The following is a 12,259-nucleotide window of genomic DNA, read 5'->3' on the forward strand; positions in this document are numbered from 1 at the left end:
TAATTTTCAAAGGGTTATTTTTTGTATGCTATTTTTTTTAGAAAAAAAGCAATATATGCAAAGATATAAAAATAGTAAAGCGAATTCATTTGAAAAAAAATGATATTTTTGTTTGAAGAGATTTTAGATAAAAAATAAGTTTTTAAATCTTTCTTAAACGATTTTATAAAAAATAAATATACAAATATGAAAGTTGCTGTGGTAATGGGAGGCTATTCAGGCGAAAGTGTAATTTCGTTGCGTAGTGGTCAGTTGATATTAAATAATTTAGATCAGAGTAAATACCAAACTTTTGAAGTGCATATTCTTAAAGAAGGGTGGTATGTTTTGATAAATGATCAAAAGTATACGTTGGATAAATCAGATTTTTCATTTACATTGAATCAAGAAAAAATAACATTTGATGTAATCGTAAACACGATTCATGGTACTCCAGGTGAAGACGGTCATCTTCAAGCTTATTGGGAGTTGCTAGAAATTCCTTATACAGGATGTAACTTTTATCAATCAGCATTAACATTTAATAAACGGGACACACTTTCTGTATTAGCTAAATTTAATATTCCTAAAGCGAAATCTATTTATCTAACAAAAGGAACGACAATAAATAAACAAGTAATTGCAGATGAGTTAGCACTGCCTTTTTTTGTTAAACCCAATCAATCAGGAAGTAGTTTAGGTGTTTCAAAAGTAACCGATTTAAGTCAGTTTGATAAGGCATTAGAATTTGCATTTGCAGAAGATAGTGATATATTAATAGAATCCTTTTTGCAAGGAATAGAAGTTTCAGTAGGAGTATTTCACTATAAAGGAGAAACCAAAGTTTTAGGAATAACAGAAATTGTTTCGCAAACGGATTTTTTTGATTACGAAGCGAAATACCTTGGTAAATCAGAAGAAATTACACCTGCAAGATTAACTGATGAGGTACGTATAAGAGTAGAACAAACGGCAAAAAAAGTATATGAAGCTTTAGGAATGAGTGGTTTTTCTAGAACGGACTTTATTATCATGAACGGGATACCTCATTTTATAGAAATGAATACAAATCCAGGTTTGTCTCCACAAAGTATTTTTCCACAACAAGCTCAGTACGCAAAGCTAGATTTTGGAGAAATGTTAGATAACGAAATTCAATTAGCATTTCAAAGAAAATTAATCTGGAAAAAATAATGAGAAAAGCGATTTTTCCTGGGTCTTTTGACCCAATAACATTAGGGCATATTGATATCATAGAAAGAAGCCTTCCTCTGTTTGATGAAATTGTAATAGCTATAGGTGTCAACGCTGATAAAAAGTATATGTTTTCATTACAAGAACGGATTCATTTTATTGAAGAAACATTTAAGTATGAAGACAAAATTACAGTTGTATCTTATGAAGGACTAACAATTGATTTATGCAAACGTTTAGAAGCCGATTTTATTCTAAGAGGACTCCGAAATCCAGCTGATTTTGAATTTGAAAAAGCCATTGCGCATACTAACAGATTATTATCAAAAATAGACACTGTATTTCTTTTAACAGCACCTGATACTTCATTTATTTCTTCCAGTATAGTACGTGATGTGGTACGTAATGGAGGCGATTATACAGGTCTGGTACCAGAAGCAGTAAGGGTCAATAAATCAAAATAAAAATGCTGAAATCTAGGGAAACGAATTTCTTTTTATTTTTCTAGATTTCAGTTTATCTACGGGCTCTGAAGAATAGTAGTTTTAAGCTTAGAACATAGAATTAGAATAAAAAACAATTATAGATCTATATTAAATGAATAGTATTTCTTTTTCGATTGTCCATAGATATTCATAAATGAAAAGGAAATTTTAAATTTCCTAAAAAAGTTAATATAAACACATTCCATTTCATAGCAAATTTTAGAGATCAAGAATCGTACAGACTGCCTTTCAAAAGATATTTTTGAATACAAAACAAATGAAGGTATGAATACAGAGGAAAAATTTTACTCAAAAGTACTATAATTAGATAAAGTTTAACCCAAATTACGCATTAGATTTCATAACGAAGTCTAATGCGTAATTTGGGTTTAAAATTATTATTTTTGACATGGTATAAAATCCTGTTTTTAATAAATCCTGTCCCAAAAGGTTTTGTATGTAAAAAAATCAAAAGCAATTTCAATAAAAAAGACAACCTCCTTAGAGGGTCTTTTACTAGACAGGCTTTATATGCTGGAGTACGGTATTTTGGAACTGCTACTTGCGTTGTTTAAAGCCAATATAAAGTAGTCTTCTTTTTTATAATGAGGTTTTCCGTAAAACAATTATAAGTTTTTTATTGTAATTTGTCTATCATTTTAAATTTACAAACTATATGGAAACAATTAAAGCAATTAAACCAGGTCCTAAACCGAACAAGGAAGACGGAACACCTGATGAAAGAAGACGTGTAACTCGAGAAAATCAACCAAAACACCCAAAATTAAAACCTCACGAACATAAGCCTAAGGATTAATTATTAATAATATTAAGTTTTTTTAAAAACACCTGAAAACCTAGTATTTGGCTAGTTTTTTTTATGTGTTGCCATCTGAAATTTAACTAGTTTTTTAGTACTTAGTGCATTGTCTTTGTAAAAAAGTTTTAAAAAACAGGTGTGCTTTTAGTATTAAGTTACTCGACTATAATAATTTGGGTTGCTTTTTTACACAGAATTTATAAAAGTAAAAAGAACCATTTATTCCTCTAAAGTAAAACGGATCTCTTTAATGTCACTCATAGGAATTACCCTGACATTTTTAAGGGAGTTACTATTATACACAAAAGCATAATCGTGATTTTGCCTATAAAGGAATCCTTATGGTTTTTATGATCTTGTTTTAATACAAATGAATTATCATTAAGAATAATGGTAAAATTAGACTTATTGGTCTTTGTTGCTATGGTATTAACTTGAGCCAGTTTTATGGTATAGAAAAGAAAGAAAAATACTATTGAATAATGCGCTATAGGTTGTTAAGAGTAAATAAAAAATACTAGTTTGAATGAATCAAAAACAGTAATAAAATTTGTAAATTTATTCATTCTAAATTAATTACCTCAAATGAAAAAAATATTACTGATTTCATTACTTTCTATTGTTTCTTGTTCCAAAAAAGCAGCTAAAGAAACACAACCTAAAAAAGGAACCGTTACGGAAAGTGTTTATGCTTCTGGAGTGGTAAAAGCAGACAAACAATATATAGTTTTTAGTACAGTAACAGGTGTTTTACAAAACATTAATGTAAAACCAGGGCAGCCTATAATAAAAGGACAATCATTGTTTCAAATAGAAAGTGAAAAAGCTAATTTGGCTACTGAAAATGCTCGTTTGTCGTATGAAATCACACAAGAAAACGGTAGATATATTCGAGATAAAATAGCAGAAGCAGAATTACGTATCCAGAGTGCTAAAGATAAATTAATTTTGGATGAATCACTTTATAAACGTAGTAAAAATGTTAAGGAATACAACGCTATTTCTGAAGTCGATTTCGAAAAAGTAGAATTAGCCTACAAGAACTCCAAATTAGTTCACGAAATGGCTATAAAACAATTGTCTCAATTAAAAACTCAGTTGCGTAATGAACAAGATCGTAGTAATGTAAATTTAAGAATAAACCAAAAAACACAAAGTGATTTTATTGTTAAAAGTGCTTTTTCAGGCGAACTTTATGATATCCTAGTAAAAGAAGGAACCGTTATAAATCAACAAACACCCTTAGCCATCATAGGTAAAAAAGATAATTATATATTAGAATTAGATATAGATGAAAATGATATGGTACGCGTGCAAGTTGGTCAAAAAATAGGCGTTACAATGGATAGTTATAAGGGGGAATTTTTTCAAGCTACCGTTGCTAAAATTTATCCTATTATGGATGTACGTTCACGTACATTTAAAATAGAAGCCCATTTTGTAAAACCACCACAAAAACTATATCCTAATCTGACTGCCGAGGCTAATATTATTATTCAAACCCGTAAAAATATACTCACTATACCAAGGAATTATTTAATAGAAGAACAATACGTTTTGGTAAATGAAAATGAAAAAAGAAAAATAAAAACAGGGCTAAAAGATTACCAAAAAGTAGAAGTAATTAGTGGATTAAAAGTAGATGAAACCATTTATACGCCTAAGTAATGAATTGCAAGCTGATTTTTTCTATAGCACTGCATTTAATGCGTTCTAGACTCAAGCAAACCATCATTGCAGGAGCAGGAGTCATGTTTGGAATAGCCATGTTTATTACTTTGGTCAGTTTTATGTATGGTATGAACGATTTGTTAGACGGTCTAATTATTAATCGTACACCACATGTTCGTTTGTATAACGAAATAAAACCTTCCCAAAATCAGCCTGTGACTATCTCGCAAGAATATAAAGAACATAGTAATTTCATTCATTCAATAAAACCTAAAGATAGAGGGAAATCTATTTACAATGCTAAATCAATTATTCAGAGTTTAAAGCAAGATACCCGCGTATATGATGTGGCAGCCAAGATCAATACACCTGTTTTTTTTAATTCTGGAACAATAGAAATTTCAGGAGTTGTAAACGGTATTGATGTTCTAGTAGAACAAAAGTTATTTGCTCTTAATGATTATATGATAGAAGGTAAAATAGAAGATTTGCAACAAAACAATAGCATTGTGATCGGCAAAGGATTGTCTGATAAAATGTTGTTAAAAAAAGGAGATATGATTAAAATTACTACACCCAAAGGGAATTTAACCTCTATGAAAATTGTAGGAATTATTCAAATAGGTATCGCAGAAATAGATGATATAACTAGTTATACCTCTTTGTCTATGGCTCAAAAAATTTTAGGCGTTCCCAAAAACTATATTACCGATATTCAAGTAAAAATTCATGACATTTTACAAGCCCCCATTTTAGCTAAGGAATATAAAATAAAATATGAAACAGATGCAATGGATTATCAAACTGCCAATTCGCAATTTGAAACAGGTACGACTATTAGGAGTATTATATCCTACGCAGTAGGTGTTGTCCTTTTAATTGTAGCTGGGTTTGGGATCTATAACATATTAAATATGATGATTTTTGAAAAAATGGATAGTATTGCAATTCTAAAAGCAACAGGTTTTTCAGGAAATGATGTAAAATGGATTTTTCTGTTATTGTCCATGGTTATTGGAATTACAGGAGGTATTTTAGGGTTGTTTTTAGGTTTTGTTTTTTCAAATATTATAGATCTAATTCCATTTAATACAGCCGCTCTACCTACAGTTAAAACGTTTCCAATGAATTACAATCCCCTTTTTTATGTCATAGGAATTACATTTGCCCTACTAACCACTTGTATAGCAGGTTTGTTTCCAGCACTGAAAGCCAGTAAAATTGACCCAGTAGAAATTATTAGAGGAAAATAATGAATAATATTGTTTTAGAAACTAAAAAACTAACAAAATACTTTAATGATCCAGTACGTATGCAGGTTCTTAAAGAAATTGATTTACAAATAGAATACGGTCAATTCGTTTCTATTGTGGGAAAGTCAGGTTGTGGAAAATCCACATTATTGTATTTACTATCAACTATGGATACTGAATATGAAGGGCAAATTTTAATGGATAATCAGTTAATTACAGGCAAGACAGATAAAGAATTAGCGCAAATTAGAAATGAAAAAATAGGATTTGTATTTCAGTTTCATTATCTGCTTAACGAATTTAGTGTGTTGCGAAATGTAATGCTTCCAGGACTAAAATTAGCTAAACTCTCAGAAGAGGAAATCGAATATAATGCAATGGAATACTTGCGCACATTAGAAATGCACGAACAAGCATTGAAGATGCCCAATCAATTAAGTGGTGGACAAAAACAACGAGTCGCAATTGCTAGAGCACTTATCAATAAACCTGTTATAATCATGGGTGATGAACCAACCGGTAACCTAGATAAAAAAAATAGCGATATCGTTTTTGATATTTTTAATCAATTAGCTAAAGAATTTAATCAAACCTTATTAATAGTAACACACGATCCTGATTTTGCTAATCGTACGCACCGTATTATAACTATGGAGGATGGTAGAGTTATGATTTAAGATCTGTTATACAAGACTCTATTTTTACATGTAAGTGCTCTTCAGCAATAAATTTGCCCCAATTTGAAATTTCATTCAATAAGGGAATTAAGGTTTTACCTAATTCTGTAAGTTCATATTCTACTTTTAACGGAGGTTTTTTAGTAAAAACAGTCCTAGATATCAAACCATCTTCTTCTAATTCTTTTAGTTGTAAACTAAGAGTTCTCTCTGTTACCATAGGTATTTGTTTTCTTAGTTCGTTATACCTTTTTTTATTAAAAAGATGAATTAAGATAACCGCTTTCCATTTACCTCCTATGAATTTCATAGTCAAACTCGTGCTACAAGGAAATTTTTTATGATCTATTTTATACATTTCACTATCCTTTTTGACCGTTATTGCAAATATAAAAAACTATAAATATGTTTGCAACTATAAAAAGTATAGTTTAATTTAAAATAAACAAACATGAGTTTTCTACAATTAGCAAAAGAGCGCTACACTACAAAAAAATACAATCCTAATGAAAAAATTTCATTAGAAATGATTGAAAAATTAAAATCAATATTAAACTTGTCACCATCTTCTATTAATAGTCAACCTTGGCATTTTACTTTTGTATCCAATACTGAGATAAAAAAACTTTTAGCAGAAGCATCCTATTTTAATGCCTCAAGAGTTTTAGAGTCAAGCCATACAATAGTGTTTAGCGTAATTGATGATATTCAAAAATTTGAAGAAAAATTTGAAAAAAAAATAGAAAATAAATTACCAGAAGGCGCGACAGGGTACTACAAACAATATTTAAAACCTCTTCCAGAAGAAGAAATAAAATCTTGGATGAAAAATCAAGTATACCTATCATTAGGGTATTTTTTATCAGCTTGTGCCAGTTTAGGAATTGATTCAACTCCTATGGAAGGAATAGAAACAGATGTTTATAGAAAAGTATTAGGATTAAAAGATTATCAGCCTTTATTTGCAGTTGCAATAGGAAAAAGAGATCAAAAAGATGGAAACCAACCTCATGTACGATCTAAATCACGCTTGCAGTTAGATGAAATTATAAGCGAGTTTAAATAAGTTTCATTTATTCGATACAAGATGAACTCCATTTTACCTCTTACTCTTTTTAGTTTATATTTTCTACAAACATCCGTTGGAGTAGGAGGTAATTGTTTTATTTGTGTTTTTTATTTCTCGTTCGGATTTTATTTCTCGTTCGGTAAAAAAAAGTTACTTAATTATAATCTCATAAGTATCTAATAATCCTTTGATGTTTTCTTGAGAGAAAATGGCTTTTTTTAATTTATTTTTCTCAGGGTTTATGGAGAAATTATAACTTGAATAAAAATCTGATTTTATAAGAATACTATCTGAGAAAACAGCCAAGCGTAAGTTGCAATTATCAAACAAAGCTTCTGTTAAATCACTTTCCATAAAATCTACGGAAACCATACTGCAATTAGTAAATTGAATTTTTTTTAGTTTTAGTTTATAAAATTGGGCATAATCTAAAAGACAATTGGTAAAATGAAACTCATAAATAACTTGATCCGTCATAGCGAAATTTACATTTGTAAAATCGCTGTCTATAAATAATACATTTCTTAAACCTACATGGCCAATTTTAGCCTCTTTAAAATTACAGTTTTTAAAAGTACAGTCAACAAACATAGTTCCAGTAAAAAAGGCTTGTGTGAAATTACAACCCGTGAAAGTACAGTTTTCAAATTCTTTGTTAGTTAATTCGTATTGGTTGTAAACAACTTGATTGAAGTTTTGATCGTATATAAAGTCGTGCATATTTTTTGTACAAAGTAAAGAAATCTGGTTTTATTTGAATAAAAAAGGTTGTTCAATTTTGAACAACCTTTTAGATAGTATAGCTTTAACCAGAATCACGCATTAGAAATTTATTATAGATAAAAAGGTTTCTAAAAAAGTACTTAACTATTGTTCCTCAATGTGGTAAAACTACATCTGTAGAAAAAAAACCGTGTATTTTTTTCTTTCCTTTTTATCTTTATAGCAAAGGCTAACGCATAATCTGAGTTTAATAAAATGATTAGCTTCTACGGTTTCTGCTGCCTGATGAAGAAGAATCGGAACGACGAGGACGTCTTTCATTTTTAGGGCTTCTATCGTCAGAAGAAGAGCTTCTTCTATCGGATGATTTTTTAGCGCCATCACGTCTTTCCCCTCTAGGAGCACCACCTTCACCGCGTCTTTCTCTACGTTCACCACCACCTCTAGAGTTATGGTCGCGACGTTTGTTGTTGGAAGAACCATCGTTTTTAGATATTTCTACGTTTATACGTCTACCTTCTAAGGTAATACCGTTTAAAGTATTCATAACTAAATCTACGTGCTCTGCATCAGTGTTGAAGAAAGAAAAACCTTCTTTTACATCTACTTTAAAAACATCATCACGGCCTAGTTCTAATTTTTCTTTTAAGAAATCTTTTAATTCCATCCATTCAAAACCATCACGAGCTCCAATGTTAATGAAATAACGAACAGCACCTTCTGTTGGAATAGTTGTTGTTTTACTACTAGAAGATTCTTGGTGTAAATCACGTGATTTTTTGTAGTAAGATAAGAAGCGATTGAATTCAACCGATACCATTTTCTTGATTAATTCTTCTTTTGTTAAATCTTGAAGAACATCATAAATAGCAGGTAGGTAATTATCAATTTCATGATCTATTTCTACGTCTTTTATTTTGTTTGCTAAGTGGTATAACTGAATTTCGCAGATTTCAATTCCACTAGGGATAGGTCTTTCCTCAAATTTAGTTTTAATGATTCGCTCAATCTGACTGATTTTGCGTAATTCACTTTTTGTAATAATAACCATAGATGTACCTGATTTTCCAGCACGACCCGTACGACCCGAACGGTGTGTGTAAGTTTCAATTTCATCAGGTAACTGATAGTTTATTACGTGTGTTACATCATCTACATCTATACCACGTGCTGCAACGTCAGTAGCCACTAACATTTGAATTTGGCGACCACGAAATGCTTTCATAACAGCATCACGTTGTGCTTGTGATAAATCACCATGTAAAGCTGCTGCGTTATAACCATCTTCGATTAATTTTTCGGCAATTGCCTGCGTATCTCTTTTGGTTCTACAAAAAATAACAGAGAAAATGTCAGGGTTAGTGTCTGCTAAACGTTTTAGAGCAGCGTAACGATCGCGTGCATTAACTAAATAAAACTCATGCGAAACGTTTGTTGAACCTTGATTTTTATGACCTACTGTAATTTCTTGAGGAGTATGCATGAATTGTTTAGCAATTCTTGCTACTTCAGTAGGCATAGTTGCCGAAAATAACCAAGTATTTTTATCCTTTGGAGTATCTGCTAAAATAGAACAGATATCATCATAGAACCCCATGTTAAGCATTTCATCTGCTTCGTCCAATACACAAATCGAAATGTTTTTTATGTTAACCATTCCGCGGTTAATCATATCTTGCATACGTCCTGGAGTGGCCACAATAACTTGCGCTCCTCTTTTTACGTCCCTTGCCTGCTCGTTAATACTTGCTCCACCATATACGGCTACCGTATTCAAACCTTTGATGTATTTAGAATAAAGTTTGATTTCATTCGTGATTTGCAAACATAATTCACGCGTAGGAGATAAGATTAATGCTTGAGTTATTTTATCTTCTACGTTAATTTTTTGAATAAGAGGGAAACCAAATGCAGCTGTTTTTCCAGTACCAGTTTGCGCCAATGCAACAATGTCGGTATCTTGCTCTAATAATAGAGGAATCGCTTTTTCTTGTACTTCGGAGGGATTTTCAAATCCTAGATCTTTAATCGCCAGCACTAGCGATTCATTAAGACCTAATTGTTCAAATTTATTCATTACTTACTTTTAAATTGGGCGCAAAGGTAGTGAAAAGTTATAAGTTAATGGTGTTAAATAGATTTTTTTTTGAAGATATTTAAAAAAACAAGAGTTTGGTTATTAAAATTTTAAATAAAATTCAAAAAAAAGACAACTGCTTAACAGTTGTCTTTGTATCATTCTTACTTCTGTAAAGAATTATAATTTACTCATATTTTGTGCTAATGTTTCAATGAATTTAGTAATAGGGGCTTTAATCATCATTGCCATCATAGCATTAAATTCGCCTTCAAATACTAATTGAATATCAGTAGATTCAGCAGCCGTTTCGTTTATATTAGCAGTTAATGTAAATGGTAATTTACTAGAAGCAGCTCCTAAAACAATTTTCGAAGTGGGTACAGCTTCTTTTTTTACTAATTTGATTTCAGGCATACCTTTTAAACCAAATTCAAAACAATTTTCATCAATTACTTCAAATTTAGCCGTGTTTTCAGGCATTAATTTTTCAAAATTTTTAACGATAGATAATTCGTTAAATATGTATTCCGCAGATTTTGCTACCGTTACTTTTGGGCTCTCTAAATTCATATCAATTTTTTAAATATATTATATTCCAATATTCCACTCTGCTGGATTTTTTCTCCAGTCTGTAAGTAATTCATGTTCTCTTTCTGTAATGTATTCTTTTGTTACGGCTAGTTCTAAAAGATTTTCATAATTACTCAAGGTAAATAAATCTACATTGGCATTTTTAAAATTTTCTTCAGCAATAGGAAAACCATAAGTAAAAATAGCAGCCATTCCTTTAATATTAGCCCCTTCATTTCGTAAGGCTTCAACAGCTAACAAGCTACTGGTTCCTGTACTAATCAAATCCTCAACTACCACCACATTTTGACCTTTTTGTAAAAACCCTTCTACTTGGTTTTTACGACCGTGTTTTTTAGGTTCAGGACGTACATATACAAAAGGGAGTCCTAATTCTTGTGCCACTAATATACCTATACCAATAGCTCCTGTAGCTACTCCCGCAATCACATCAGGTTTACCAAATTGTTTTTCGATGTTTTTTGCAAATTCATCTTTTGCATAATTTCGTATTGCCGGAAACGAAAGTAATATCCTATTATCGCAGTAGATTGGCGATTTCCAACCAGAGGCCCATGTAAAAGGATTTTTAGAATTCAATTTAATTGCATTTATTTGTAAAAGCAATTCGGCAGTTTTACTCGCTGTATCTTTATTAAAAATCATACTGCAAATGTATAAAGTTTTTGTGAACGACAAACCACTTTTCCTGACAAATGAATTTGTTAAGGAAACCGATTTCAAGTTTTTTTTACTTGAAAGTATTGATATAGAACAGCTTATTGTAAGCTATTTTCAAAACAAAATTCAAAAGGCTTATTTGTATCATCCAGATGAAAAAGAAATCTTGAATACTCTAAAATCTAAAATAAAAGTAAACTTTGCCGGAGGCGGTTTAGTGTACAATAATAAAGGAGAGGTTCTTTTTATTTATCGTGGAGGAAAATGGGATTTACCTAAAGGAGGCATTGATAAAGGGGAAGAAATAGAAGAAACGGCTATTCGTGAAGTAGAGGAAGAAACAGGGGTTTCGAATCTTAAAATTACCAAAAAACTCCAAAAAACATACCATATCTTTAGAAGAAATGGCAAATACCGTTTGAAAATTACGCAATGGTATGAAATGAAAACAGATTATAATGGTTTGTTAGTAGGTCAATTAGAGGAAGGTATTGAAAAAGTAGCGTGGCTTAATCCTGCTCAAATAGAGGAAGTATTAACTAATTCATACGAAAACATTAAACTTCTTTTTGAAAGAGAAAAAAAAATGCAAGAATAAAATAGACGATCACTTTTAAAAAGGTTTGCTAATTTTTTAGTAAACCTTTTTTTATTTAAAATTAATATAAAAATAACCCCAGCGGATCAGTTTTAACATCTCTTATAACGTGTGTTAATAGAAGTTGTAAACTACTATTTTTAATATTCAACTAGTTTTTAGTTTAATGAACAAGTTGAATACTCAGTCTTATTTAGATCGTTTGTATTAGTCTTTTTTCTGTCGTTTATTAGGGCAAAGAAGCTGAGTCAATTTATAAATGATATAGAGTTTGATTTTTAAAACATTCCTTAAAAATATTAAATAAGTTACAGATTTTAATTTTTAATTATCTGTCAATGTGTTTTAGTTTGTTTTAGTTTGTTTTTTTTTGTTTTTTGTTTTAAATTTAAATCAAAATATTGTTTATAGTTTAAAATTAGAATTAAATATATCAATTTTGTTTCAGAAATAAATTAT

The 12,259-nt window shown here is 30.4% G+C and carries 13 protein-coding genes; 8 read left to right on the forward strand and 5 right to left on the reverse strand.

Features of this window, described 5'->3' with window-relative positions; genetic code table 11:
- Window positions 1–186: 186 nt before the first annotated feature.
- The 6 genes from HUE53_RS10860 to HUE53_RS10885 all read left to right on the forward strand — a co-directional run bounded on the left by HUE53_RS10860 (window position 187) and on the right by HUE53_RS10885 (window position 6,079).
- Window positions 187–1,173: a D-alanine--D-alanine ligase gene (locus HUE53_RS10860; protein WP_014165477.1), complete on the forward strand. Its 987-nt coding sequence runs from the start codon at window positions 187–189 to the stop codon at window positions 1,171–1,173.
- Window positions 1,173–1,637 carry a pantetheine-phosphate adenylyltransferase gene (coaD, locus tag HUE53_RS10865; protein WP_014165476.1) on the forward strand — a complete coding sequence of 155 codons (465 nt, stop codon included), beginning with the start codon at window positions 1,173–1,175 and terminating at the stop codon, window positions 1,635–1,637. Before HUE53_RS10860 ends, coaD begins: the two co-directional genes overlap by 1 nt.
- Before the next feature lie 697 nt (window positions 1,638–2,334).
- On the forward strand, window positions 2,335–2,475 hold the full coding sequence (locus tag HUE53_RS10870) for a hypothetical protein (protein ID WP_014165475.1): 141 nt from the start codon (window positions 2,335–2,337) through the stop codon (window positions 2,473–2,475).
- Between the two features lie 588 nt (window positions 2,476–3,063).
- Window positions 3,064–4,146, forward strand: a complete 1,083-nt coding sequence (locus HUE53_RS10875; RefSeq protein ID WP_077225108.1) for an efflux RND transporter periplasmic adaptor subunit — start codon at window positions 3,064–3,066, stop codon at window positions 4,144–4,146.
- Window positions 4,146–5,402 (forward strand): ABC transporter permease, encoded by a 1,257-nt coding sequence (locus HUE53_RS10880; RefSeq protein ID WP_014165473.1) that lies wholly within the window; start codon window positions 4,146–4,148, stop codon window positions 5,400–5,402. The genes HUE53_RS10875 and HUE53_RS10880 overlap by 1 nt, the downstream gene beginning before the upstream one ends.
- Window positions 5,402–6,079, forward strand: coding sequence for an ABC transporter ATP-binding protein (locus HUE53_RS10885; RefSeq protein ID WP_014165472.1), 678 nt, complete (start codon window positions 5,402–5,404; stop codon window positions 6,077–6,079). Before HUE53_RS10880 ends, HUE53_RS10885 begins: the two co-directional genes overlap by 1 nt.
- Here the strand turns inward: HUE53_RS10885 and HUE53_RS10890 are convergent.
- A complete protein-coding gene (locus HUE53_RS10890; RefSeq protein ID WP_050855774.1) occupies window positions 6,069–6,437 on the reverse strand; it encodes a winged helix-turn-helix transcriptional regulator in 369 nt (122 codons plus the stop codon). The two genes, HUE53_RS10885 and HUE53_RS10890, sit on opposite strands and share 11 nt — an antisense overlap.
- A 93-nt stretch (window positions 6,438–6,530) precedes the next feature.
- On the opposite strand from HUE53_RS10890, the gene HUE53_RS10895 reads away from it, so the two are divergent.
- Entirely contained in the window at window positions 6,531–7,145 is a 615-nt protein-coding gene (locus HUE53_RS10895) for a nitroreductase family protein (protein WP_014165470.1), read from the forward strand.
- A 153-nt stretch (window positions 7,146–7,298) separates the two neighbouring features.
- Here the strand turns inward: HUE53_RS10895 and HUE53_RS10900 are convergent, their stop codons facing one another.
- The 4 genes from HUE53_RS10900 to pyrE all read right to left on the reverse strand — a co-directional run bounded on the left by HUE53_RS10900 (window position 7,299) and on the right by pyrE (window position 11,187).
- Window positions 7,299–7,868, reverse strand: coding sequence for a pentapeptide repeat-containing protein (locus HUE53_RS10900; protein ID WP_065213445.1), 570 nt, complete (start codon window positions 7,866–7,868; stop codon window positions 7,299–7,301).
- A 262-nt stretch (window positions 7,869–8,130) separates the two neighbouring features.
- A complete protein-coding gene (locus tag HUE53_RS10905; protein WP_014165468.1) occupies window positions 8,131–9,948 on the reverse strand; it encodes a DEAD/DEAH box helicase in 1,818 nt (605 codons plus the stop codon).
- 180 nt (window positions 9,949–10,128) lie between these two features.
- Complete coding sequence (locus tag HUE53_RS10910) at window positions 10,129–10,521, reverse strand: hypothetical protein (RefSeq protein ID WP_014165467.1); 393 nt, start codon at window positions 10,519–10,521, stop codon at window positions 10,129–10,131.
- A gap of 18 nt (window positions 10,522–10,539) precedes the next feature.
- The gene (gene pyrE / locus HUE53_RS10915) at window positions 10,540–11,187 is read right to left on the reverse strand and encodes an orotate phosphoribosyltransferase (protein WP_192188488.1); all 648 of its coding nucleotides are present in this window, start codon (window positions 11,185–11,187) and stop codon (window positions 10,540–10,542) included.
- Window positions 11,188–11,194: 7 nt separating this feature from the next.
- Here pyrE and HUE53_RS10920 point away from each other — a divergent pair, with 7 nt between their 5' ends.
- Window positions 11,195–11,800 carry an NUDIX hydrolase gene (locus tag HUE53_RS10920; RefSeq protein WP_014165465.1) on the forward strand — a complete coding sequence of 202 codons (606 nt, stop codon included), beginning with the start codon at window positions 11,195–11,197 and terminating at the stop codon, window positions 11,798–11,800.
- The last annotated feature ends 459 nt before the right edge of the window (window positions 11,801–12,259 follow it).

It is taken from the genome of Flavobacterium columnare, from assembly GCF_014844295.1.
Taxonomy (GTDB): Bacteria; Bacteroidota; Bacteroidia; order Flavobacteriales; family Flavobacteriaceae; genus Flavobacterium; species Flavobacterium columnare.

Bases quoted from the DNA above. Each gene is read 5' to 3' on its own strand.
- HUE53_RS10920 (WP_014165465.1), top strand. From the start codon at position 11,195: ATGTATAAAGTTTTTGTGAACGACAAACCACTTTTCCTGACAAATGAA.
- HUE53_RS10890 (WP_050855774.1), bottom strand. From the start codon at position 6,437: ATGTATAAAATAGATCATAAAAAATTTCCTTGTAGCACGAGTTTGACT.
- HUE53_RS10895 (WP_014165470.1), top strand. From the start codon at position 6,531: ATGAGTTTTCTACAATTAGCAAAAGAGCGCTACACTACAAAAAAATAC.
- HUE53_RS10870 (WP_014165475.1), top strand. From the start codon at position 2,335: ATGGAAACAATTAAAGCAATTAAACCAGGTCCTAAACCGAACAAGGAA.
- HUE53_RS10875 (WP_077225108.1), top strand. From the start codon at position 3,064: ATGAAAAAAATATTACTGATTTCATTACTTTCTATTGTTTCTTGTTCC.
- pyrE (WP_192188488.1), bottom strand. From the start codon at position 11,187: ATGATTTTTAATAAAGATACAGCGAGTAAAACTGCCGAATTGCTTTTA.
- HUE53_RS10880 (WP_014165473.1), top strand. From the start codon at position 4,146: ATGAATTGCAAGCTGATTTTTTCTATAGCACTGCATTTAATGCGTTCT.
- HUE53_RS10885 (WP_014165472.1), top strand. From the start codon at position 5,402: ATGAATAATATTGTTTTAGAAACTAAAAAACTAACAAAATACTTTAAT.
- coaD (WP_014165476.1), top strand. From the start codon at position 1,173: ATGAGAAAAGCGATTTTTCCTGGGTCTTTTGACCCAATAACATTAGGG.
- HUE53_RS10905 (WP_014165468.1), bottom strand. From the start codon at position 9,948: ATGAATAAATTTGAACAATTAGGTCTTAATGAATCGCTAGTGCTGGCG.
- HUE53_RS10900 (WP_065213445.1), bottom strand. From the start codon at position 7,868: ATGCACGACTTTATATACGATCAAAACTTCAATCAAGTTGTTTACAAC.
- HUE53_RS10910 (WP_014165467.1), bottom strand. From the start codon at position 10,521: ATGAATTTAGAGAGCCCAAAAGTAACGGTAGCAAAATCTGCGGAATAC.
- HUE53_RS10860 (WP_014165477.1), top strand. From the start codon at position 187: ATGAAAGTTGCTGTGGTAATGGGAGGCTATTCAGGCGAAAGTGTAATT.